Consider the following 21699-nt stretch of genomic DNA (forward strand, 5'->3'; position numbering starts at 1 on the left):
TCAGCGAGCATTACCGCCAAAATCGCTTCGGCGCTGTCGCTGACGAATCGGCCATTACTTACAGTCATGTTACTCTGTTAGAATCTCCCTGTATGGTTCGCCCACCGTGTAGTAGACAGCAACCTCAATCTCACCGGGTGTGTCCGTGAACTGCACCCGAAGCCCCTCTATCTCGTCGACGAGCTGGCTGTTCATCGCCACCCGCTCCGCCTGCAACCGAACCTTCTCAACGATGTTCGCGGGACCAGTCTCACCGAGGATACGAGTGAAGTACCGCGAGAGGATGAACCCAAGCGCCTGCTCGAACGACTCCCGTCCGGTTACGGTCGCGAGGTCGTTCGTGTCGTCCAGATGTAGCTCGAAATTCCCGTTAACCTTCAAATCCCTCATCTACTCAATGTTTACCTTGGTACTGCGAACCAGGTTCACGCTCGTTACGTGCCCGTCCACGTCAGTCGTCGTCGTTACGTCCGTAATCGCCCCAGCGGGGTTCCCAGTAGTGTCTCCGAGCGTCACTTCGTTGGCGTCGATCTCCACCGCGTAGGAGCCGCCATTGTTCGTGACTGTGAGCTTCGTTCCGTCGCCGAACACCAGTGCGAACTCGTCGCCGGTCAACGTCGGGAAGCTCCCGCCCGCCGGGTCGTGCGTCAACACGCCCACGATAACCGGACGACCGTCGCTCAGGTAGTCGACCGCCACGTCGTCTCGCTGTTGTGGCGTCACCGCCAGCCCCGCACTCAACCGAAGTACGGAGACTCGCGGCAGGTCAGTTTGCTTTGCGTCGTACAACTTGACGTTGCACTCAACACCGCCGTTGTCACTGAATACCGATGTGACTTGTCCAACATCAAGCGTCATTATCCAAAGATGTCCTGTGGGTCGTACTCGTTCCCGTTCGGCCCCACCAGGAACGTCTCCGTCTCCATCGGAATCAGGTGGGGGCGGCCCTGGTCGTCGAAGTACATCGGGAGTCGCGACAACTGAAGCGTGACTCGCCAGCCGTCATGTGGACTCATACTGTGCTGGGCCGCCGTAATCTCGAACACACCGCCGTCGATGGTTCGCTTGCACCGGTTCCCGCTGGGTTCCACGACGAGCTTCTGGCCGACCGTGACCGCACGCAGGTCACCAGAAATCTCCGTCGACGACAACCCGTTCAGGGTGATACTCCCCGAGGACTCCGCACGAATCGCGTTCTGAAGCACGCGCCGTGCGATCTCCTCCAGTACCACACCGTCCGTCGCACCGCTCCAATCGGAGAGGCGACCATCTTCGTGGTCCTGGCGTTCATCGAGCCGACGCGCCAGCTCCTTGTGGTCGCGGACGTCCACGATGATAGATTCGTCACCAGCGTTCACGTCACCGCGAGTTGCCCGCGCGTAGAACCGGTATCGGTCAACCTCGCGCCGAGAGAACCCAACTCCGGTCGGGGAGAACTGCTGGGTGAAGTCCGTGGACTTCGCGTGGTTCTTCACGCCCCCCACGACGACCGCTGTTCTCACGGGCGTCGGGTCTTCGGGGACGTTGTAGTTCGTGACCGTCAACAGCGACGGGTGCGTTCCCGCGAGATACGTCGTACCGTCCGCGTCCGGTGTACCCAACTCAAGGTACCCAAACCGGTTGACGTGAACCTCGAATCCGAACCGCTTCTGGACGGCTTCGATTGCTCGCCACGGCGTAACGTGGTCGAACGTGAACCCACCATTGACACCCCAAAGCGCAGAGGACTCCAGAAACACCTTGTCACTGAAGTCCCGCAGGAGGTGCTGGATTGACTCCAACCAATCACGGTTCTCCGAGCCAACATACGTAATCCCGTCACGGAGGTCGTCGTCAGCGTCTATCTCTCCAGGGTCACGGTCGTCAAGCACCGCCTTCCCGATGGTGACCGTTTCAATGTCTCCCGCGTCAACGTACCGAACCCCTTTGATAACCTCATGGGGGTCGTTCCGCTGGTCGAGGATGTATTCCATGATCTCCCCGAGCGTGTGGTTGTGCATCCGCTTCTCGACGAACCCACGCGTGAGAATCTTCCGCTGGTCGTAGAGGTTCACGAACGCCTCGTTCCCGTCACCGACGTCGTGTTCGATGGTGTCCGGTGGGAGCGTGAACCGTCCGAGGATCGCGTCACCTGCGGTAACGGTCACGGGTTCCCACTCCTCGGCGCTATTCTCAATCAGCAAGCCAGCCTCCTCACTAACGGTCGCCCGGCAGTGGTCGAGCTTCCCGTACTCCGTGTCGACGGACAGCTCGTAGGGCTTCACGATGATACCGGAGACTTCGAAGTTGAGGTGCGCCCGGATACTGTCACACCGCATCAGCCGTAGAACCCGTAGCCGGGGTTGTAGTCGTCGCTGATGGTCGTGTCGTCTGCGGCGTCACCGCGAGACACAATGCCGTCGTCGGGAATCCCGTACTCGTCGGTCCCCGTGGAGACGAGCGACAGCGTGTAGCGATAGAGCCAATCACCGGTTTCACTGGAGATAGCGACCGGCCCGCGAACCGACCCCGTTTCCACGAGGACTTCGCCAGACCACGACATCCAAATCATATCGAGTTCCTTCCCGTAGTCCAGTAGGCGATTGAAGTTGTCAACCTCGTACTGGTGGAGGTAGCCATCGAGCGTGATGGTCCTGTTCTTCGCCCCAATGTCGTCGACGTCCTGGCCTTCGCAGATTGAATCCGACTTCGAGAGGTTCCGTTCCTTCTCAACTTCGGGTTCCATCGGCGGGTAGAACGGTGCGAACCACTGGTTCTCTCCGAGCAACTCAAACTCTATCTCGGTCTTCCCGAGGGTTCCCGAGGATGCCCCTGCTGGAGTGGACACCGGCCCGGTTTCGTTACTGATGTCTGGTCCAGTATTGATGTCTGCCATTTAGAGACTCCGTGCATTGTCGACCGCGCCAATCCGGTTGTGGACCGACGTGATCTTCCGCGTAATCATCGACTGTTCTTGCTTCGACAGGCGACCGTTCACTTCGAAGTTGTAGTTGACCGTCGTGTTCCCGCCACCGTAGCCCGGAACAGGCGCACTCGCGTTACGACGCTTCCCATCGAGGGTTGCGTAAGCGAGGCCACCTGCGGCGACCGCCGCGAGGCCCACGAGCGTCATGGCCTGGAGCGTGCCCATCGCCGTGATAGCGCCCCACAACTCAACGACGAGCGTGCGGACGGCCATTATCGCGGGTGCCATCGCCTTCGCAACCGACAGCCCGAGCGCACTCTGCATCAGCACCTTGTACGCCAGCCACGCTCGCGCCGCGAAGTACACGGTCTGTCCGAGCGTGAACAGCGTCACGGTCGCCATCAGGAGCGCCCCCAGCAGGGGACCCCCGAGGAACTCAGCGACCTTCGCCATCGCCGCAAACACCGGCTTGAACAGGGAAACGAACCCGGCCCATGCCTTGCTCAGTTGGTAGATGAGGTAGATGATGTACGCGAAGGTCTGTCCAATGTCAATCAGGACCTCCTGGTTCTCGTACATCTCGACCGTCGCCCAGCGGAAGAAGTCATTGATACCTTGACCAATGAGTCGTCCAAACTCCTGGGTGAGCTGGTGGATGTGCGGCGCGAGGCTCGCCATCGTGTCGATCACGAGGCCAACCCACTCTACGATACCACGCAGGGAGTCACGAACCGCCTCCTCGAACACAGTGAGGTGCCGGACGTTCTCCATGAGGCCGCTCAAGTCGACGAGGGTTCCCGCGAGAAGCCGGTCGCTAATCGGCGCGAACAACTTCGCCACGGGCTGTATCACCGAGAACAGCTCTCGCTTGAAGTCACCGAGCTTCCTGCGGGCGTTCGCGAAGGACTCCGCGAGCGTATCACCGTCCCCGAGCAACCCGAGGCCAATCATGGCACCACCAGCAACCGCAACCGCACCAGCCGCCGCCGCCAGGCCCGCAAGCTCAACGGAGAGCGCCACGACCATCGGCAGGAGCATCGCAATCAGTTGGATGAACTGGTGGTAGGTCGGAATCAACTTCTTGATACCACCCCGCATCCCATCCAGGCCAAGGTCGAGGAGGTCGAGTGGAGACTTCCCCTTGAGCTTCCCGCGAACGCCATTGACGATGTTCTCGAACAACTTGCGTTGGCGAACCACGGTGGACATCGACATCCCGAAGCCCGTACCGGGTGCCTTCGTCAAGAAGTTCGCCGGGTCGTACTCTGGAAGGGCCGGAATCGAGAGGCCACCGCGACCACCACCGCCACCACCGCCACCGACCTGCCGGACGTACTGGGTGTGCCGGGAGACGGTATCACGAGCAAGCGCCTTCTTCTTCGCGAGCGCCCGGTCCAGGTCGCCGTCTCGGATGTTGATCTCCGTGTTGATGTCCTTCCCGAGCGACTCCAGTTCGGCGCGAATCTCGGCCAACTGTTCCTGGGTTTCGTTCGCTATTCTAACAACTAAGTCTACGCTCATCTGATGGGTTCAGTAATTTCTTCTGCGTTGTGATTCACGAACGAGCGGGTCTGACTCGTCGTGTTCGCGTTCTGGTTGTGTCGGGTGTTCCGTGGTCCTGCGTCGACCGTGGGTAACCCACCCGTCTGTTCGTCGATACGCGCCGCCTCCTGGCGCTTTGCTTCAATGAGGATTTGTCGTTGTAAGGGAGTGAGTAAGCCCTGGCGCTCCGCGAGCGGGATGTCTTCGTTCAGGGCAACGATGTCGTTCGCCCACCCCTCAGCGACGAAACTTCTCCGCGTCCCCCATGGCGTGCGACAGCTCCATGACCGCCGAGCCGATCTCGATGGAGATACCACCCACGAGGTGTTCGTGGACAAGCTCTGCCCAGCCGTCTTCGGTTTCGCCAATCGCTTCGGCGTCGACGCCCATGACCGCGGCGTCCTGAAGGACGGCAATCATCTCGGGGTCCATGGAGTCCATGTCGACTTCACCGTCGTTCTCCTCTGCCTGCTCGTCCATTTCCTCCATGGCCTCCTCCATGTCGTCTTCCGTGACGTCCAGGCGGAACAGGAGGGCGTAGAAGTCGTCGTCAATGAGCGGCTTCAGGACCAGCTCAACGTCTTCACCGCCGATGCTAAACTCGCGCTTCTCGCGGTAGCTGGACCCACGAAGGGCAAGCTCTCGGACCTTACTGCGACTCTTTCCGGTTTCGGTTTCCGTGTTGTTGTCACTCATAGTGAATATTGGTTCTTATCAGTAGCGGGACCCCGCGGGAAGGCGGGGAGAACAGTAGTGTGTGAGGGGGTTCGCCGCCGAATCAGGCGGGCGTCTTACCGAGGGCAATCCAGTCGTAGGAGACTTCAGTGACCTCCCCGGTCTGCATCTCGTAGCCGGTGGAGACGACACGAAGGTCGTGCCACGTCTCCGTGAACGGGTCCGGGTTGTTCGGGTCGTTCGGGTTGAGGTCGTCGTGGGTCAGCGTCAGCGCGACGTTCCGGCGGGGGAGGCCGTTTTCATCGAACAGATAGGAGTCGATGACATGACGACGACCCTTGAAGGTCATACTCCCCGAGTAGGAAATCTCGGTGACGGCATCCCCGATGGGGAAGACGTTGTTCTCGCGGACTTGCTCGACGGTGATCTCCTTGGTGGTGTCGACGTTGGCGACCGATAGTTCGTAGTCGCCGTCGACGGTGGAGATTGCGAGCGTGACGTCCTTCGCGGCCTCGACCGGAGGCTTGCTCTCGTACTGTTGCGTGTTCTGCGTGGTGTTATTACTGGGCATACGTTATCAAAGGGTTTTCTTAGCCTACTGGCCCGCCGTGACCGTGTTGTAGATGTTACGGAGCGGCGCGACCGGCGTCACCCCAACCTCAACATCAGCCGTGTCCTTGTCGCGCTTCTCGACGTAGACCTCGTAGGAGAGAATCGCCCCGGAACTCAGCAAGAACCCAAGCCGACCCTCAAGGACGTTCTGCATCCGCTTCAGGACCTTCGGGTTGTTGAACTTCCCGATGAACGGCTCCTCGTTGTCACGGATCGTCTCAATGACGGCATCCATGATGAGGCGAGCCAGCCCGTAGTCGAACGCCGCCTCCTCGTTGTTCCCATCGGAAACACAGGTGGGGTCGTCGACAATCTTGGAGCCACGCCGTTCGCTCGTGAGCGGCACGACGTTCTCCTCGATGAGCGCGGCCTGGTCCGCTTCGGAGAGACGCTCGTAGAGAACGTCCTGGGTGCGGAGGCGCTTGTTCACGGGAGAGGCGTTGATACCGAGGGTCGCCCGGCGACCGAGGTACGAACCAACCACGCTCTCGCCGTCCGCGTTCCTGCTGGGGTAGACGACCTGCGCCCGGCTGGAGTTGTGCGCCGCCGAGTACGTCTGCGGGTCCATGTGCTGTGGGACACCCGCAACCGCAATCGCGAAGTCGTAGGACTTGGCCGCCAGCACAACCTGTGCGACGAGGTAGTCCGCGACGTCTTCGTTCTCGGTCGTGGTACCGAGGAAGTCCACGGCGTCAACCGCGTCCACGTCGTCCATGAAGGCGTCAATCGCGCCCTCGTAGTCGAAGTATTCGTAGTCGACCGTGGCCGAGGAACTGACGCTCTGGTCGAGCTGGAAGTCGCCCGTGACGGGGTTCAGGTACACCTCGTCCTGGCCGGGCGTAATCTGCGTCGGGTCGTCGAGCGTGACAATCGTCGTCTTCTCGGTACCGTCGATGGTGAAGACCGTCTTCGCGGGGTTCTCACTCACGGGGGCGTTGTCCAGCGTGCCCTCGGAGCCGGAAACCGCGCTCTGGTCTTCGACCTGGACGGTCTGCCGGGCCGGGGTCAGCGCGTAGACGGGGTTCGCGCCCTCAAGGAGTGCGTCCAGAACCGCCTGGGTTAGTTGCTCGCCGGTACCGAACAGGCCGCGTGCCTGGGTGCCGCGCGTGATTCGATACACCGTGTCCGGGTCAGCGGTCCCCGTCGTCGGGTCGTACTGCCCGATGATCGCCACGTCGCTGGGAGCGTCCGTAGAGATACCGAGAGTCGAAGCCGTCTCAACGTCGGTGACTACACCGGGGGTGTTGTCATTTCCAAGTCGTACCATGTTATGTTAAGTGTATGTCGTTTTCGATGTTCAGAAGCACATCCTCGCCAAGCTCAGGGAGGGTGCGCGTCAAGCGGTTCAAGAACTTCAGTTCCAACCGAACCGTCTGCCCGAAGGTCGGGACAGGCGGGGCGAACTGCAAATCGTGTTGCCCACCGGAGGCAACCTCCAGTTGGCGGACGTCCGCGTGCAGGTCCCCCGGCGTATCCTCAAGGAAATTGAAGTGTTCCTCGATGGCCGCGAGTAACTCGTGGGACTCAACCTCGTCGTCAGAAAGCACGACCACGAGCGCGGTCATGTCGTGATAGATGTGAAATTCCGCGCCGTTCACGTCGCCCTCCTCGTCGAAGGTCGGCCCCGCGTAATTGCGGTGACCGCCGTCGTGGGTGCGGGTCGTGTCCCACTTCGCCAGGGCAACCGCGGGAAGGTCGCGGTCTTCCCCGGTCCCAGTATGCACCGGAACAGAAACGACCGACTCAAGCTCCGCTACCAGGAGGGCAAGAACGTCTAACTTATTCATGTTTTAAATCCGCCGAGGCATCTCGCGCTCGATAATCTCCTTCGCGATCCGCTCCTTATCGCGGTCCAGCCGTTCCTCCGCGTACCGCGCGAAGTGAATCCCGTTCAGGCCGTCGCGCTTGATTTTCTCGCGAAGCCACTCCACCTTGTACTCCTCCGGCATCGGCCAGTGCGCCAGCTTCTCGCGGACCCACGGTCGAAGGGCCTCCTTCGGTGGTGCCTTGTACGGGAAGGTCGCCCCACGCTCAACGTACTCGGCGTGTTCGGCGAAGTTCCGTACAATCAGGTGCAGGTCGTTCCCGCGGTCTTCCTCTATCTTCGCCCAGGACTCCCACACCTCCCAGTTGAAGATGGCATCCTTCCGTTCGATGCGGTGGCGAGCGAACGCGACCGCCTGGTCGTAGAACTCGTCGCGAACTTCATCGAGCGCACTATCAAGCTCGCGCTCCAGGCGAGCAAGCGACCGGTCAATGCCCTCAACGTCGACCTCAAGGTCAAGTCGTATCCGCTCCACGTCACTCCACCCGCTTGGCCGTGGATTCGATGTGGGTCTTCCGCGCGAGTAGTGCGCGTAACTCGTAGACCGCACCGTCGTAGACGATACGGTCACCGTCGAGAATCGGGGCGTCGGTGGGGAACGCGAACCGCGGGGTGTCCATCTCGAAGTTCCCGTACTGGGTATCAACCTGGCGGTTGCGCTGGACTCGCCGACCGTAGTAGCGAATCGCCCGCGTCTCACCAACCCGGTCGAAGTCCTTCACGGGATTGTTCAAGACGTCCTTACCGGAGCCGTTGTTCCGAAGAACGTCGCAGTGTTCACCCTCCCGCTTGATGTACGTGGAAATACCCCTCATTTATTCGTAACTGTAAGTCCGGTCTGACCGCCCAACAGAACGAATCCCAAAGAGGTTCTCGGAGGGCTGAACACGCGCCATGTAGTCCTGAAACTCCTGCTTCCAGACCACGGCGTCTTCACCGTCTTCATCGGCGCGGAGCGTCCGTTGCTCGATGTCGCCGATGCTCATGTGGACGTTCTCCAGTTCACCCATCTTGATCTTCGCGAACAAGCAGGTCAACCAGAACAGCGCGCGTTCGGCGTAGAGGTCATTGGTCCCGAAGAACTCCAGGTCAATGATACCCGCCTTCGCCCGAATCTCACGCTTCGCCAGCTCCACAAGCTCCAGCATCACCGGAATCTCGATGATTTCGTCGTCGTACTCCGTGAGGTTCTGCACCTCAAGGACCAACTCGTAGTCGTTAGTTGCCATCGTTCATCTCGTTGAGCCGATTCAGGTTCCGAACCAGCTCGTCTCTCCAGAAGCGTTCGTCGTCGTCTTCGAACGTGTGGCGTCGGAGCGCCCCAAGTCGCTTGGGGGTGTTCCGCCGCTTCCCGCGGAGGACCGCCTTCCCACGAATCAGCATCAGCGAGACAAGCGCCTTCTCTGCGGCATCAGCCTGGTAGAAGTTCAGGTTCTCTCCGTTCGTGAGGCGTTCGTTCACTTCGCGAGAAATCTCGGCCTTTGCTTCAGCAAGTTCCTCCCGAAGAACGTCCGTCCGAACGTCAACTGCGTTGGTCGCACCGATAGAGCCGCGGACGAGTGACAACAGTTCCTCGTCAGAACTAACCATGTGTGGTTAGGCCCTCAGGCGAGGTTGTCTGCGTTGACCTTGACCGCCGCGAGCGGGTCGGCCATGAAGGTCCCGTAGCGGGCACTGCCGTATGCGCCGATGAGCGCACCCGGCTCTCCAACGGGGCCGCCGTTCGCGCCCTGGGTGAGCGTGACGGGGCGGGCCTCGTGGAACGCGACGGGCTTCTCGTCGGAAACCACGTAGAACTCGTAGGAGCCACCCGTGTCCGCGATCCACGGCGTCTGCATGAGCGTCACGCCGTCGATGATGATGCGGTTCTCGGGGAGCGCCTGCGAGCGCAGGCTGGTCGCGTCGGGGATGTGGAAGGTCGCGTCCCAGGCCAGCTCGTCAACGAACTCTGCCGCGAACTCGCTGGAGATGAGCGCGTAGGACGGGCGCTTGCCGTGGTGCCGAAGCTGCTTGTTCGCTTCGCGGATGTGGGCCGTCGCGCTGCGGGGGTTGGCGTCCCCGAACAGCTCGTTGGTGTCCGCGAAGGTGTGGTCGTGGGTGTTGCTGAAGGTGTACGCCCCGTAGTCGGGAACGTCGTACCAGAGCGCGGAGCCGTCTGCGACACCGTTCTGGATGGTGCCGAAGATGACTTCGTGTTCCTTCTTGAGTGCGCCCTCGACGAGAACGCGGAACCGCTTGAGAACCTCGTCCGCCGGGTTGTCTTCGATGAACTCCTGGGTGAAGCCGAGCGAGCGCCCGTACTTCGCGATGCTGAACGCAACCTGCTCGTTGGTGACGTCACCCGTGCGAGCGTGTTCGCCCTCAGCGAGTTCGTGCCACGTCATGTCGCCATGGGCGGCGGTCGTGAACACGCGGTCACTCACGGTGGTCGCGAGCATCTCGCGGAACGGACGGGCGGCGTCGTTGAACGCGTCAACAGTCGCCATGCCGTCGATGAGAAGTTCAGTCAGCGATACGTCGTCCTTCGTCGTCAGGTCGCGCTTACGGTAGTCTGCCATTTGAAATGTTGAAAGGGTTTTGTTAGGGTTGTCTTAGAAACGATCAGGCTGCCACGTCGTGCTGTTGCGAGACGCGGAGAACGATTGCCTCACCGTCGTCAATCGCGTAGCCGACGATCTGCTGGAGGTCGCCAACTGCGGCGGGCATCGTCTGCGTGTAGCCGCCACCAGCCGCCAGGTAAACGTCGTCACCCGGAGTGAAGCCCCAGTCTTCGTCGCTGTTCTCAACGACGACGCCGTACTCGATGTAGGACACCCGGTGGGTGCCCATGAGGGTCCGGTTCGCCTCGGTCACGAGGGAAACCGCCTCCTCGGTGACTGCCGAGAGGTCAGTGACGGGCGACATGAGGACGCCGCGTGCCTTGACCGCGACACCGGAGTCCGCGTCGGCCTTCACGATGTCGCCGTTGGCGTCGACGCCAACAAGCTCTGCCTCCTCCCCAGCGTACTGGGCGAGTCCGGCGTGACGGTTAACGGGCTGTTCCGCAGAAGTTGCGATGCGTGCGTGTACCATGTGTGTAGTAAAGTTGTGTTAGGGTTTTCTTGGGATTCAGTCGAACGAGAGGCCGGGGATACCCTGGAGGGAACCGCGTGCCTTCTCGACCGCCGAGTCGTAGTCGTCAGCGGAGAAGTCGCCAGCCTTCGACGGCTTGGACTCCTTCATGAACGACGGCGTGTCGTCGTCCGCCGGGTCGTCCACTGGGTCGTCGTCCGCGGGAAGGTCCGCAGGCGCTTCCTCGGTCTGCTCGTCCATCTCGTAGAGACGCGACAGCGAGAACTCCGCCAGCTCCTCAACAGTCAGGGGAACGCGCTCGGCGAGCGCCTCCGCGAACTGTGCCTTGAACGCCGAAACCTCCTCCTGAAGCGCCTCAAACTCCGCCTCCTTCCCGTCGTTGCCCACGCCGTCAAGGGCTTCAACGAGGTCGTTGAACGCTGCCTGGTTCGCCTCGTGCTTCTCCGCGAACTCCGTGAGGGTCGCGCGCAGTTCGTCCTCGTCCATCTCGTCGATTGCCGTCTCGAAACTCAGATTGTGAAATTCCATGTTTAAATCTCGTATTCTACCGTGTGTACCGACAGGCGAGAGAACTCTGCCCGCGTACCCTCTGCCCCACTTACGTCGCTGGGAGCTTCATCGAGAACGCCTGCGTCCTGTGCCGCCTGCATAAACTGGGCCTTCAGGCCCCCGCCGTTGTCGTACCCACCGGGGAACGGCGTGGCGGAGAACTCCTGAAGGACACCATCAGTCGGACGAATAACGCCGTCGTCCGTGATCTCGTAGTCGAACGACCGACCGAACCCAACACTCCCATCACGGAGCGCCGGGGGACGGTGGGTCAAATCCGCAATTACGTCTGACCGGAGCGCGTTGCCCGTGTTCGGAACGTAGCCGTGAACGCGGAGTGCGTCGTCGCTGAACCACACCTGGTCGATGTAGCCCGCGTTCGAACGCTGGTCCTTGTCATGGGACATCTGGAACGGAACTTCCGACGAGTAGTCGTGCCCGGCGACGTTCGCCAGGAACTCCGGGCCGATGTCGAAGCCGTTGCGGTCTTCGGGGTCACCCGGCTGCATCGCCTCGAAGATGAACTCGACTCGCTCCAGGTTCCCGTCCTGGTCGTGAACCTCCTTCACGCCGTACTCGTTGTAACCGTCCGCCAGGGCGTTCGGGTCAGACGGCGCACTGAAGCGCGTACTGAACGTTAGGTCCTGGTCGATGTTTGCTTGGATGTCACTCATGTTTCTACCATCGAATTAGCCCGCCCAGCTTCGCGAAAATCGCCGTGATAGCCGAGCCGAGACTGAACAGCACACCACTCGTAATCATGGTGTTCCGCTGGACGCGGGAGTCCAAGGAATCAAGCCGCTCGTCGTGCCGGGCGTCGTTCTCGCGAAGTGATTGTAGTTCGTTACTGATGTGATTCGTTCGTTCGTCTATCCTGGCCGTTCGGGTGGCAATGTCTCTGAGATACTTGTTCTTCTCGTCGTCTTCCATGGATGAGATTCCTTACTCATTGTGGACGTCCCGCTTTGGACGGGAGTCGTCAGATTGTCGTTCGGGGTTCTGTCGGGTCTTCGCCGCACGAGAGGAATCCTCGCCGCCCGTGCCATTGTTCGTCGGGTGTCCGCCGTCCGGGTTCATCACGTTATCACCCGCGCCTTGCAGGTCTTGGATAACCGGGACGATCTCACTCCGTAGCTGTTCCTCGGTCGGCATCTCGACCTCGGGGTCAATCCCGACGCGAGTCGCGAACGCTTCACGGGTCAGGAACCCCGCGAAGAACAGGTCAAGTGCCTCCTGGGTTTCCAGGCGTTCTTCGTCGCTGGAGTGTTCCCCGAACTCAAACTCGGGGAGAACCTCCTGGTAATCCTCGGGCGTCGGGTGGCCCATGATGGACCGGAACACCACCTGTTCGACGGTAGTCTTGATGATACGCTGGTATCGCTTGATGCGTCGGTCGAACTTCGGCATCGTCGAGAGCGCCTGATTCTGACTGCCCTCCGTATCAAGCATCAAGTGCATCGGGACACCCAGCCCGGCACTCATGCGACCCAGGAGGTGCGTGAACGTGCCCTCCAGGTTCAAGACGCCGCCCTGGGAGCTGGTCGACGTCGTGCCAACCACGTCGAAGTCAACGTCGTGGCCGACCGCGAGCATCGAATCCGGTTCGATGGCTTCGACGGTATCCAGCCACTCGTCGATTTGCGTGGGCGTGTAGTGTCGGTCGTCCGTGCCGAGCTTCCACAACACGGGCGGGTAGGCCTTGGTCGCGACGAAGCGCGCCATGTCGATCTCCATGTCACGGAGCATATCGGCCTGTTCACCGAACCGCTCGATGAGTGAGCGACCGTAATCCTCGCCGGGGTGGTAGTGGAACTTGAGGTGGGCCACGTCGTAGGGGCCGTATTCCACGGGGTCGTCGCCGGGAACCTCCATCTCGTAGCCGGTGACGCGCCCGAACTCGTCGGTGAGAATCTTGATCTTCTCACTCGGGAGCAATCGCGGGGAGAACACCTCGTCTTCCCACACAATCTCGATGTATCCGGTGCCGTCGACGAGCGCGTGCCACACCCACAACTGTAGGACTTCCTCGAAGTTGCTGGACTCAATGAGTCGCTTCAACTCCGCGATGTCCTGGTGGGTCTGTTCCTCGTCGGTGAACGGGATGTTCTTCGGCTTGATGACGAACCCGGACCCCACGAGGTAGTCGACGAGCGTCTGCACGCCCTCGCCCACATGGGGGTCGGTGTCCGCAATCAGACGGTTCTCCGTTATCTGTTGAACCGGAGGGTCCGTTGGTCGAACGTTGCCACCCGGTCCCTTCTGCTTGACTACGCCAATCGGGGCCTCAAGTGCGAACTCAAGGTTCCCGTCGCGTAGTTGTCGCTCAAGGAAATCTCTGGTTTCTCCCATAAAGTATTGAAAGGGTTGTCTTACCGCCGGTACCGGGCGCTGTACGTCTTCCTGTTCCCCCGCTTCACGTTCGTCGCCCCAAACGCAACCGGGTGCGTCTCCTCGGGTCGATACGCCTCACCAGCCCGCGACCGGGCGGCAGACGGCGTAACTCCTTCACCGAACGACTCCACCTCACGCTCCTTTGCGTGCATTTGCGTCGACCGCGACGTATCCAACATCACCGGGTACGCGCCCAACATGACGGACATGGCAATGTCGTCCTTGCCGTCCTTGGACTGCTCCTTCCCGGTGAACTTCGGCTTCTGATGGTCTTCCTTCTGGACCTTCACAATCGACGACAACTGGTCGAACATCCGGTCGTCGTCGTGGAGGGTGACCAGGCCGTTCCGCAGGCCGTAGTTCAGGTCACCCATCATCTGCTTCACGCCGTCACGGTCATTGAAGTCGAAGCCGTGAACGCCGTACCCGATTGCGTCTTCGATGATGGTCTTGAACGACTTCCCGAACGAGGTCGCGTCCATCACGAAGTGTTCGACGCCGAGCTGGGCCTTCAGTTGCTTGAGGCGCTTGGCGATATGATTCGGGTTCGCGCGGTCGGGGTTCTCAATGCCGGATAGTTCGAGCGCGCGCCGATCCAGTACCTCCTGGTAGCGCAGGTGGCGCTTCTTCCCGGTGTGTTCGAACACCGAGATAACCGTCTCGTCGTCGGTCATCCCGAAGTCCACACCCGCAACCATCGTCCCGCCGTACTGTGGGGACACGGAGGGTCCGAACACCTCCTTCCCGCCAGCTTCCATGGCGGCCTGAATCGACGCCACGGAGAAGAACCGGTACTCGTCGCTGATAGGACGGCACAGGTACTCCTGGGCGAACCCTTGTGGGTCCTGTGCGCGCTCCTGTTCGACCGCCTCGATGTCCATGTCCGGGCGCACCGGCTCGACGTCCTGCTTGAACAGCGACGTCTCAATGTCAATCGCGTCCGGGTTCTTGAACGACGGTTGCTTGATACAGATGGGGACCGGGTGGCCCTCCTCGTCCAGCCCACGGGTGTTCCCGCGGCGGTGCGTCGTCATGAACAGGTCGTTCGCCACCTTCGGCGTACTGACCTGGATCATCTTCGCGTCACCGAGCGATACGAACGGCATGAACGCCCGCATCGTATCCTCCTGGTTCTCAAGGAAAGCCATCTCGTCCACGAAGACGGCCTTCGCGGAGTCGTCACCACGCGCACCCTCGGGGTTCCCCGTGTACGCGCGGAAGGTCGCGCCGTTCCACAGCACGATCTCGCCCTTGTTGTCCTTCTGGACGGGTATCTCGACCTTCGCCTCCTGAATCAGCTTACGGATGTCGTTCACCCGAGACTCGGACGACGACTTCCGCGTGCTGACAATCGGGAAGAACGCTCCTGGCGTCTGAATCCCGTCGATGAGGAGTGCCAACATGAAAATGAAGGACACCCCGATTCGGCGACCCTTGTAGACGTTGAGAATCTTGCCGTCAGAGTAGAAGTACGCGTGGAGGAGTTGGGGCTGATACGGCCAGAACAACTCCAGGTCTTCAATCTTGTGCGACTCCTGGCTCTTGACTCGGAACAGGTCTTCGGCGAGAAGCTCGGGGTGTCCGTCCCACCGCTCAAGGAGAGCGGCGACAGACGCCCCAGTTTCCTCGGAGAGACGTTCGGCTATTTCACGAGTCATATGAGATGTTTCCTAAAACGGAACGTCGCCAGCGCCCGCCTGGGCGGTCTGGTCGGTTCCGACGCGTACCTCGATGGTCGCGATTTCGGGGATTTCCGCGGGAAGGCGTTGCTGGATAGCGGCGGTCGTCATGGGAGACAACCCACAACCGTCACACGCCCCGTCCAGGGCGAGAACCGCGTGTCCAGCGTCCAAATCCACGGCTTCGACGTATGATTCGCCACCGTGCATCGCAATCTGCGGGAAATTGAACGCGAGAAAGCGGTCAATCGCCTCGATTACGTCCTGGTCGTTCATCCGAGGTCCGGCTTGATGATGACCGTCAACGACTCCGAGGGGAACGTTTCGACCGTCCCATCGGGGTACGTCAGCTCAAACTCGGCCTGGAACGTGCCATGTTCGGCGGTATCGGCGGCCTTCCAGCCGTATCCAACCACGCCGCGCGGTCCATCGACCACCTGTCCGTCGTCGTCGACGGTCAGGGTGTCGCCCCCGATGGGCTTCATCATGAAGCGGACGTCACACCCGGTGACGTCGATCATCTCACCGCGCTCGCCCGTGACGTTCCCGCCGATGGGCGGTGACGTGTCGTTCTGTGTTAGCGTGAAAACGGTCATTTTCGGTCTTTGAAGATGTCAATGCGGCGCGTCCCGGTTCGAGACACGCGGTCCCAATCGAACAGTCGGTTGAAGACAGCAGGGTCAACCGAATCCAGTTCGAGCCTCCCCGGAAGCATCACCGCGAAGACGGTGTTACTCACACTCGGGTCAACTGGAACGCCGACCAGTAGTTCACCGACGTCTGGCACCGAGATAGACTCGCCAGGAGTCGCGGACACGATGTCCGTACTCGTAAGCGAGAGCGTCGGCGTGGCGTCGGTGACCGCGATCTGCGACCACGTAACCAGCGGAGCCACGAACCCGAGGGCCATGGACTCGCTGTCGGTGGTCGCACTCACTGGACCGGTCGACTTCGTGGGGTCGAGTCCCGTGAAGACCAGTTCGCCAGTGTCCGCGACCGCCGCAAGGTCGAGAATCCACGTTACAGCGGGTTCAATACCGCCCACGGTCAGGAATCCCGTGTCTCCAATCGCGGAGACTGCCCCGACGTTCTTGTCGACGTCCAGGGCGGTGAGCGACAGGTGTGCCGTCTCACCCGGAACCGCTCGCCGTGCAAGGTCAATCGTTGCGTCGTACCCGATGACCGAGAGGCCACCGAGTGCGGGCGTGGCAATCGACACACCGGGAATCGCCCGCGGGTTCGATGACGCGAGCGCGAGACTCGATGGGTTCGCCGGGACCGACCGGGGTCCGACACTCATCGTCGGCGTGGTGTCCTTGAAGCGGAGCCGACCGCGGTCAGCCGCAACCTTCGTGTAGACACCGGCCAGCGGCGAGAACGCGCCCACCGCCATCGAAGACGGCGTTGGCGTTGCACTTACCGACCCCGTGGCCGTCGTGGGAGAGCCACCACTGAGGCTCAAGCCCGCAACCGACATACTCACAACCTTCCCGATGGTTGCCGTGGGAGAGAACGCAGAAGCCGTCAGCGTCCCTCGATTGATGGTCGCCGCCTGCGAACCGGCGCTTGGCGGGTTTTCGCCCGTCGTTCGGTACCCGTTGTACCCAGGGATGATGTCTTCATACGTGATACCAGGGTCGGTCCCGTAGTGGTTCCCGTAGAAGTTCATGTTCTGCCACGTCGAGGTGGTCTGGATGATGACCTGTCCGTAGGTGTCAGTTGGTCCAGACAGACTCGGGATAGCTTCGTCCGCGAAGAACCAGTTATCCCAAATCACACACTCGTCGTTCGGGACATCCCGAATCACAACGATGTGGTTGTGAAGGTCGTCCCACGTTCGGAAGATCGTCTCCACAACGTTGTTGTGAATCTCGTAGCGCGTCCCTGCGGGGGAGTGCGCGTCGATGTTGTGGAGAACCTGCAAGGGGCCACAGTGGTTGTACCGGAACCTGTAGCCGTAGTTGTCGCCCGTCGTGGCGACGTCATGGCGGTTGTAATTGAAGTAGTTGTACTCAATTATCGGGTTCCCGCCGTCCACGGAGACACCGTAGCCGAGGCCGTCCTTGTTACACTCGCGAATTACATTGTGGTGTATGTGCGCGTCGACCGTGCTGGGTTCAATGTCGATGCCTGCGAAGCTGAACCCCCAAATCTCGCAGTTATCCACTTCCGCGGTGTGGAACATCTCCACGCCACTCGCACTGGAGCTACCCGTGGTATCGGAGCCGGGGTGCGGCCCCTCAAGTCGGATACCCGTCAGCCGGGCACCGTCGTTGACCTGGATAACCTCACCAGGTTCAGCCGCCGTGTAGATGTGTGCGCCCGGTGCGTCGTTGATGCCTCGGTCAGAAGCCAGCGTGACGTCCGGTGGGACGTTGATGTGCGTCGACCCCGCGTCGATGCTCGCACTGCCGTCGATGTACACGATGTCCCCAGCCGAGGCCGAGGATAGTGCGCTCGTGATTCCCGAGAGCGTACTGACCGTGACCGTTGCTTCACTCGGGTCGACGGTGTGTCCGTATCCGGTTCCGCCACCAATGTTCGTCTGTGACGTGGTGTTCGTCGGAGCCGCGTTTCCAGGCTCGACGACGTGGAAGTTGTCAACGTTGACTCGTCCACCCGTGTCGCTCTGCTGGAATATCTTGACGCCGCCGTTGATGCGGTACGCCGAGTTTGCCGTAATCGTGGACACGACGGTCCCGCTCCCAATCTCCGTGACGGTCGCGGTAATGTCGCCGTCAGCACCACTTATCGTACCGTCGTCCCAAACGATTTCGAGCTGGTATGCGGTGTTCGCGGCGTAAGATGCCCCGAAGTCGACGGCGATTCGCTGTTGGGAACTTCCAAGCTCCCACATCTCCAGATTCCCGCTCTGGATGTCACAGTCAACGCGGTATTCGTCGTCGACGCCATCCCACCCGAAGTAGAGATGGACTTCACCAGTGGTCGCGGTCGCGGAGCCGACCGTCGTCTCGAAGTCCAGGTAGAACTTCGTGCCCTTCTCGGGGTAGATCGGGAGGCCGGAGGTACTCTCCAGGCGCTCCTTGAGGCCACCGGAGACTTCGTAGCCGCTGGTGCCCTCGGTCGCGAAGTTCGTCGTGATACTGCCATCGCCGTAGATAACAGTCCAGTTGTTCGTGTTCCCGTCTTCCCAGGAATCCACGATGGTCGTGGTTTCAGTGACGACACCGCCCGTGGTCTGAACGTTGTAGCCGGTAATGTTCAGGCCCGCGGGACCGTCAATGACAGCCGTCTGTGGGCTGGATGACGCGGGGCGCTCGACGCGGAAGTAGTCCACGTTGACGCGCTCGCCGGTATCAGGTGTCTGGAAAATCTTGACGCCGCCATCGCTCCGGTACGTGCTGTTCGCGGAAACACTCGCGGTAACCGTGTCAGCGGCCACATCACGGAGCGTGGCGGTTATGTCACCGTCCGCGCCACCGAGCGTGCCGTCGTCCCATACGATCTTTATCTCGTAGTGGGTGTTCGCATTGACAGTGAGGCCCCAATCAACGCCGATTCGGGCCTGCTGGGAGCCAAGTTCCCATAGTTCGAGTGCGCCACCCTGAACGTCGACGTCCAGGCGGTACTCGTCGTCCACGCCGTCCCACCCAAAGTGAACTTGGACCTGGGTCGTGGCCGCGGTTGCGTCACCGATGCTGGACTCCATGTCCAGGTAGATGGTGTCTCCCTTGACGGGGTAGGTCGGAAGACCATCCCCAGGCTGGCTCTCCAGCCTCTCCTTGAGGCCGTTGGAGGCTTCGACACCACTCGTTCCGTCAGTCGCGAAGTTCGTGGTGATCGTGCCGTTGCCATAGGATTGGGTCCACCCATTGAAGTTCCCGTCTTCCCAGGAGTCGATTGATTCAACGGGCATCAGTCACCTCACCCGAGGGTCAGCACGCCAGCGACGTCCCACTCGATAGAGACGTCACCGCCGTTCGTCGGGAGCGGGAAGTCCGCGCTCGTCATGTACGCGAGAACGGGGCTGTCGGCGTCGTTCGTGACCTCCTTGTAGATGAGCGCGCCCTGAATCGTGTCGTCCGTGGAGCCGCCGAGGGCGCTCCAGGTGAGGTTCGTCGCGTCCATGACGGCCTCGTTGTCAACGTTGTCCTGGCTGATGCTCGGGGCGAGCGTCTTGCGAGCGTAGTTGGTCGCGTTCAGCTCGCTCGCGGTCACGTCGTCGAGAACGTCGTTGACGTAGACTTCGGTGTCGATGTCGGGGGTGTACGCGATGTCGTCTGCAACGAGAGCGACCTTGAGGGTGTCCGCGTCGAGGTCGATGCTACCGTTGAACAGGAGGGTCTTGAAGTTGTTGTAAATGCTCGTCATTTGTCTAATTTATAGGTTTTTCTTAGGGTTTTCTTAGAGGGACGCGTCAAGAGACACAAAATCCCCCTTCCCGGCCCTGATCCAGCAATCCGAGTGTCCGTAAACGCCACCAGTCCACCAAAACGCGATAGCGGTGCGCTCGGACCCCTCTCGGAAATTGAAAATCTGGACGTCAGCCGGGTTATCGTCGTTCGTAATAGGTGAGCAACAACGGGAAGCCGGGGAACTCACCCAATCTACACTCACGCGAGCCGCTGGTCGAGGAACTCGTCCCACTGAACCAGCATCTTCGCGCTAATCTCGTTCGCCACGAGGACCTCGCGGAACTCATGCGCCCGAATCGCCGCCTTCCCGCGGATGTCCGCCGAAACCGCCAGCGTATCCGCCGGAACCGCCGCATCGGGGCGCACTTCGTAGTGCGAGCGTCCCATCTTCACGAAAACCGGCAATCCGAACGCCGAATAGCGGTCGTACACCTGCGCTTCGACGTCTTCGTACTCGTCAGCCGCAAGCAACACACCGTCGCCGCCGTGTTCCGTGACCGTACAGGTCCCGAGATAGTACCCGGAACTGAACGGCTCCAGGTACATCGTTAGTTCTCTGACTCGTCAGCGTTCTCAGGCTCAGATTCCTCGAACGCCGCCGGGTCATACTCGTGTTCGCTCTTATCAAGGGCGTCAGCCATCCCCTCAACCAAGCCCGCGACCGTTCGAGAGGCGTCTTCGGCCTGCCCGATCTCGTCGCGGTGCTTGCGGGAGATACCCAGCTCGTCCTTCATCTTCATGACGAGACGCCGCTGGGCCTGTTCCTCACTGATGAGGTAGTGAGCCTGCTCCTCGCGCTCAAGGAGAGAGCCATCCGGGCCGTAATTGCCCTTCGTGGTGGTCAAATCGCGATTCGCGTTGATGACGTCGTTGGCCCGTCCGTCGCGGATGATCGCCAGGGCGAGCGCGTGCATATCCTCCATCGCGCTCGGGTCCTCGTCGAAGTCAATCCCGTACTTCTCGGGCCACTCGTACATCACCTCCTCGTAGAACTCGCGCTCGTAGTCGCGAAAGTTCTCCATCAGGTGCTTTCGATTAAGGAAAAATCCGTGGCTCATGTTAGCAAGTGGGTCCAGGTTGTCGAGGTTCGGATTCGAACTGAAACTGCCGCCGTGGAACCGACAAAACGGGGCTTTCGACCCGTCGTCGTTCGTCTTCGCCCGGTTCTGGCAGTACCGCTGGGGGCCGTCGTACTCCTCGGGTTGCTTCCCGATGGGCATGAGACAGAACGCCTCCTCGAAGGGGCGCTCAGTCTCCAGATACAGGGGTGAATCCAGGTACTCTTGCTTGAGTTGGCCTAATTCAGCGGTCGACGCCCCAGTTATTTCCCCAAATGCCATTACGTGAGTGAGTTTCCGGGGTGGTATCCCAGTGGGACACCCATGTTCGATCTTCCAATGAGTCTATTTCACCCGTAATTCATCGGGAAGGTCCGTTCAACCCTCTCTCAATTACAGTGAGTCAATACAATCCTCAAGAACAGTGTTCGTGTCCACATGAGTCTCTCATGTGAAACTGCTACTGTGTTCTCCCAGGCGTGGTTGCCAGGGAGCGTTCTTCAATAGTAGTAATATACAATGGGTACTTATACTTTATATACCCCCGTGGGTACACGCCCTCTATCCCTCGTCTACGGCTGGCACCCAGTAGCATACATCGGCGCTATCGGAGTGCCAGTATGCCGTGCCAGCCCACCCAGGACATGAGCGTGTTGCTTGATATAAAAAGCATCGGTCATTGTACGATGTCAAGTCTATTTAATCTCGGACGACTTAGAGCCACCTGAGTCGGCCAGGCCCCTCCGTGTTGGAGGACACAAGGGGGCAGGGCTGACTCACTTTACTGAAACCAGTAAGCGAGTTACAACCACTTCCCCGACCCCCGTTCCGCACCGCGTTTACGAATCAACGGTTCCGCATTATATGGCTATCGGTTATGTCATTTGAAAAACTCCATTGGCACCAGCCCAAAATTACCAAAAATTTTCGCACGAACTAACAATGATCCACGGGCGAGTGCGTCCGGTGGTGTCGCAACCCAACTTGCGGTGTTACCCCACTTGGGTTGGATACC

At 60.5% G+C, this 21699-nt stretch carries 26 protein-coding genes; all 26 read right to left on the reverse strand.

Going from position 1 to position 21699, the window contains the following annotated elements; genetic code table 11:
• Positions 1–69: 69 nt before the first annotated feature.
• The 26 genes from ACZ48X_RS19980 to ACZ48X_RS20105 all read right to left on the reverse strand — a co-directional run bounded on the left by ACZ48X_RS19980 (position 70) and on the right by ACZ48X_RS20105 (position 20966).
• Positions 70–390 carry a hypothetical protein gene (locus tag ACZ48X_RS19980; protein WP_336350741.1) on the reverse strand — a complete coding sequence of 107 codons (321 nt, stop codon included), beginning with the start codon at positions 388–390 and terminating at the stop codon, positions 70–72.
• Positions 391–858: a hypothetical protein gene (locus tag ACZ48X_RS19985; protein ID WP_336350740.1), complete on the reverse strand. Its 468-nt coding sequence runs from the start codon at positions 856–858 to the stop codon at positions 391–393.
• Entirely contained in the window at positions 858–2318 is a 1461-nt protein-coding gene (locus ACZ48X_RS19990; protein ID WP_336350739.1) for a hypothetical protein, read from the reverse strand. The genes ACZ48X_RS19985 and ACZ48X_RS19990 overlap by 1 nt, the downstream gene beginning before the upstream one ends.
• Positions 2318–2875, reverse strand: a complete 558-nt coding sequence (locus ACZ48X_RS19995; protein WP_336350738.1) for a hypothetical protein — start codon at positions 2873–2875, stop codon at positions 2318–2320. Before ACZ48X_RS19995 ends, ACZ48X_RS19990 begins: the two co-directional genes overlap by 1 nt.
• Entirely contained in the window at positions 2876–4426 is a 1551-nt protein-coding gene (locus ACZ48X_RS20000) for a hypothetical protein (RefSeq protein WP_464379826.1), read from the reverse strand.
• A 258-nt stretch (positions 4427–4684) separates the two neighbouring features.
• Positions 4685–5143, reverse strand: coding sequence for a hypothetical protein (locus ACZ48X_RS20005; protein ID WP_336350736.1), 459 nt, complete (start codon positions 5141–5143; stop codon positions 4685–4687).
• Between the two features lie 82 nt (positions 5144–5225).
• Positions 5226–5693 carry a hypothetical protein gene (locus ACZ48X_RS20010; RefSeq protein WP_336350735.1) on the reverse strand — a complete coding sequence of 156 codons (468 nt, stop codon included), beginning with the start codon at positions 5691–5693 and terminating at the stop codon, positions 5226–5228.
• A gap of 24 nt (positions 5694–5717) precedes the next feature.
• Positions 5718–7001: a hypothetical protein gene (locus tag ACZ48X_RS20015; RefSeq protein ID WP_464379827.1), complete on the reverse strand. Its 1284-nt coding sequence runs from the start codon at positions 6999–7001 to the stop codon at positions 5718–5720.
• Position 7002: 1 nt separating this feature from the next.
• A complete protein-coding gene (locus tag ACZ48X_RS20020; protein WP_336350733.1) occupies positions 7003–7521 on the reverse strand; it encodes a hypothetical protein in 519 nt (172 codons plus the stop codon).
• 3 nt (positions 7522–7524) lie between these two features.
• Positions 7525–8034, reverse strand: coding sequence for a hypothetical protein (locus ACZ48X_RS20025; RefSeq protein ID WP_336350732.1), 510 nt, complete (start codon positions 8032–8034; stop codon positions 7525–7527).
• A 1-nt stretch (position 8035) separates the two neighbouring features.
• On the reverse strand, positions 8036–8374 hold the full coding sequence (locus ACZ48X_RS20030) for a hypothetical protein (protein ID WP_336350731.1): 339 nt from the start codon (positions 8372–8374) through the stop codon (positions 8036–8038).
• Positions 8375–8788 (reverse strand): hypothetical protein, encoded by a 414-nt coding sequence (locus ACZ48X_RS20035; protein ID WP_336350730.1) that lies wholly within the window; start codon positions 8786–8788, stop codon positions 8375–8377.
• Positions 8778–9125 (reverse strand): hypothetical protein, encoded by a 348-nt coding sequence (locus ACZ48X_RS20040; protein WP_464379828.1) that lies wholly within the window; start codon positions 9123–9125, stop codon positions 8778–8780. Before ACZ48X_RS20040 ends, ACZ48X_RS20035 begins: the two co-directional genes overlap by 11 nt.
• A gap of 38 nt (positions 9126–9163) precedes the next feature.
• On the reverse strand, positions 9164–10117 hold the full coding sequence (locus tag ACZ48X_RS20045; protein ID WP_336350728.1) for a phage major capsid protein: 954 nt from the start codon (positions 10115–10117) through the stop codon (positions 9164–9166).
• A gap of 43 nt (positions 10118–10160) precedes the next feature.
• On the reverse strand, positions 10161–10631 hold the full coding sequence (locus ACZ48X_RS20050) for a hypothetical protein (RefSeq protein WP_336350727.1): 471 nt from the start codon (positions 10629–10631) through the stop codon (positions 10161–10163).
• Between the two features lie 36 nt (positions 10632–10667).
• Positions 10668–11159: a hypothetical protein gene (locus ACZ48X_RS20055; protein WP_336350726.1), complete on the reverse strand. Its 492-nt coding sequence runs from the start codon at positions 11157–11159 to the stop codon at positions 10668–10670.
• Between the two features lie 2 nt (positions 11160–11161).
• Positions 11162–11854: a hypothetical protein gene (locus ACZ48X_RS20060; RefSeq protein ID WP_336350725.1), complete on the reverse strand. Its 693-nt coding sequence runs from the start codon at positions 11852–11854 to the stop codon at positions 11162–11164.
• Between the two features lie 4 nt (positions 11855–11858).
• Positions 11859–12110 carry a p24 family protein gene (locus ACZ48X_RS20065; RefSeq protein WP_336350724.1) on the reverse strand — a complete coding sequence of 84 codons (252 nt, stop codon included), beginning with the start codon at positions 12108–12110 and terminating at the stop codon, positions 11859–11861.
• A gap of 12 nt (positions 12111–12122) precedes the next feature.
• Positions 12123–13529, reverse strand: a complete 1407-nt coding sequence (locus ACZ48X_RS20070; RefSeq protein WP_336350723.1) for a phage portal protein family protein — start codon at positions 13527–13529, stop codon at positions 12123–12125.
• A 20-nt stretch (positions 13530–13549) separates the two neighbouring features.
• The gene (locus ACZ48X_RS20075; RefSeq protein WP_336350722.1) at positions 13550–15229 is read right to left on the reverse strand and encodes a terminase large subunit domain-containing protein; all 1680 of its coding nucleotides are present in this window, start codon (positions 15227–15229) and stop codon (positions 13550–13552) included.
• Between the two features lie 12 nt (positions 15230–15241).
• Positions 15242–15526, reverse strand: a complete 285-nt coding sequence (locus ACZ48X_RS20080; RefSeq protein WP_336350721.1) for a NifU family protein — start codon at positions 15524–15526, stop codon at positions 15242–15244.
• On the reverse strand, positions 15523–15846 hold the full coding sequence (locus ACZ48X_RS20085; protein ID WP_336350720.1) for a hypothetical protein: 324 nt from the start codon (positions 15844–15846) through the stop codon (positions 15523–15525). The genes ACZ48X_RS20080 and ACZ48X_RS20085 overlap by 4 nt, the downstream gene beginning before the upstream one ends.
• On the reverse strand, positions 15843–19127 hold the full coding sequence (locus ACZ48X_RS20090; protein WP_336350719.1) for a hypothetical protein: 3285 nt from the start codon (positions 19125–19127) through the stop codon (positions 15843–15845). The genes ACZ48X_RS20085 and ACZ48X_RS20090 overlap by 4 nt, the downstream gene beginning before the upstream one ends.
• 8 nt (positions 19128–19135) lie before the next feature.
• A complete protein-coding gene (locus tag ACZ48X_RS20095) occupies positions 19136–19582 on the reverse strand; it encodes a hypothetical protein (protein ID WP_336350718.1) in 447 nt (148 codons plus the stop codon).
• A 242-nt stretch (positions 19583–19824) separates the two neighbouring features.
• Positions 19825–20172 carry a DUF5802 family protein gene (locus ACZ48X_RS20100; RefSeq protein WP_336350717.1) on the reverse strand — a complete coding sequence of 116 codons (348 nt, stop codon included), beginning with the start codon at positions 20170–20172 and terminating at the stop codon, positions 19825–19827.
• A gap of 2 nt (positions 20173–20174) precedes the next feature.
• The gene (locus tag ACZ48X_RS20105; RefSeq protein ID WP_336350716.1) at positions 20175–20966 is read right to left on the reverse strand and encodes a hypothetical protein; all 792 of its coding nucleotides are present in this window, start codon (positions 20964–20966) and stop codon (positions 20175–20177) included.
• Positions 20967–21699 lie beyond the last annotated feature (733 nt).

This window comes from Halorubellus litoreus (assembly GCF_055378595.1).

Bases quoted from the DNA above. Each gene is read 5' to 3' on its own strand.
- ACZ48X_RS20000 (WP_464379826.1), bottom strand. From the start codon at position 4,426: ATGAGCGTAGACTTAGTTGTTAGAATAGCGAACGAAACCCAGGAACAG.
- ACZ48X_RS20045 (WP_336350728.1), bottom strand. From the start codon at position 10,117: ATGGCAGACTACCGTAAGCGCGACCTGACGACGAAGGACGACGTATCG.
- ACZ48X_RS20085 (WP_336350720.1), bottom strand. From the start codon at position 15,846: ATGACCGTTTTCACGCTAACACAGAACGACACGTCACCGCCCATCGGC.
- ACZ48X_RS20050 (WP_336350727.1), bottom strand. From the start codon at position 10,631: ATGGTACACGCACGCATCGCAACTTCTGCGGAACAGCCCGTTAACCGT.
- ACZ48X_RS20090 (WP_336350719.1), bottom strand. From the start codon at position 19,127: ATGCCCGTTGAATCAATCGACTCCTGGGAAGACGGGAACTTCAATGGG.
- ACZ48X_RS20100 (WP_336350717.1), bottom strand. From the start codon at position 20,172: ATGTACCTGGAGCCGTTCAGTTCCGGGTACTATCTCGGGACCTGTACG.
- ACZ48X_RS20105 (WP_336350716.1), bottom strand. From the start codon at position 20,966: ATGGCATTTGGGGAAATAACTGGGGCGTCGACCGCTGAATTAGGCCAA.
- ACZ48X_RS20020 (WP_336350733.1), bottom strand. From the start codon at position 7,521: ATGAATAAGTTAGACGTTCTTGCCCTCCTGGTAGCGGAGCTTGAGTCG.
- ACZ48X_RS20005 (WP_336350736.1), bottom strand. From the start codon at position 5,143: ATGAGTGACAACAACACGGAAACCGAAACCGGAAAGAGTCGCAGTAAG.
- ACZ48X_RS20015 (WP_464379827.1), bottom strand. From the start codon at position 7,001: ATGGTACGACTTGGAAATGACAACACCCCCGGTGTAGTCACCGACGTT.
- ACZ48X_RS20010 (WP_336350735.1), bottom strand. From the start codon at position 5,693: ATGCCCAGTAATAACACCACGCAGAACACGCAACAGTACGAGAGCAAG.
- ACZ48X_RS19990 (WP_336350739.1), bottom strand. From the start codon at position 2,318: ATGCGGTGTGACAGTATCCGGGCGCACCTCAACTTCGAAGTCTCCGGT.
- ACZ48X_RS20055 (WP_336350726.1), bottom strand. From the start codon at position 11,159: ATGGAATTTCACAATCTGAGTTTCGAGACGGCAATCGACGAGATGGAC.
- ACZ48X_RS20095 (WP_336350718.1), bottom strand. From the start codon at position 19,582: ATGACGAGCATTTACAACAACTTCAAGACCCTCCTGTTCAACGGTAGC.
- ACZ48X_RS20030 (WP_336350731.1), bottom strand. From the start codon at position 8,374: ATGAGGGGTATTTCCACGTACATCAAGCGGGAGGGTGAACACTGCGAC.
- ACZ48X_RS19995 (WP_336350738.1), bottom strand. From the start codon at position 2,875: ATGGCAGACATCAATACTGGACCAGACATCAGTAACGAAACCGGGCCG.
- ACZ48X_RS20080 (WP_336350721.1), bottom strand. From the start codon at position 15,526: ATGAACGACCAGGACGTAATCGAGGCGATTGACCGCTTTCTCGCGTTC.
- ACZ48X_RS20075 (WP_336350722.1), bottom strand. From the start codon at position 15,229: ATGACTCGTGAAATAGCCGAACGTCTCTCCGAGGAAACTGGGGCGTCT.
- ACZ48X_RS19985 (WP_336350740.1), bottom strand. From the start codon at position 858: ATGACGCTTGATGTTGGACAAGTCACATCGGTATTCAGTGACAACGGC.
- ACZ48X_RS20070 (WP_336350723.1), bottom strand. From the start codon at position 13,529: ATGGGAGAAACCAGAGATTTCCTTGAGCGACAACTACGCGACGGGAAC.
- ACZ48X_RS20035 (WP_336350730.1), bottom strand. From the start codon at position 8,788: ATGGCAACTAACGACTACGAGTTGGTCCTTGAGGTGCAGAACCTCACG.
- ACZ48X_RS20060 (WP_336350725.1), bottom strand. From the start codon at position 11,854: ATGAGTGACATCCAAGCAAACATCGACCAGGACCTAACGTTCAGTACG.
- ACZ48X_RS19980 (WP_336350741.1), bottom strand. From the start codon at position 390: ATGAGGGATTTGAAGGTTAACGGGAATTTCGAGCTACATCTGGACGAC.
- ACZ48X_RS20065 (WP_336350724.1), bottom strand. From the start codon at position 12,110: ATGGAAGACGACGAGAAGAACAAGTATCTCAGAGACATTGCCACCCGA.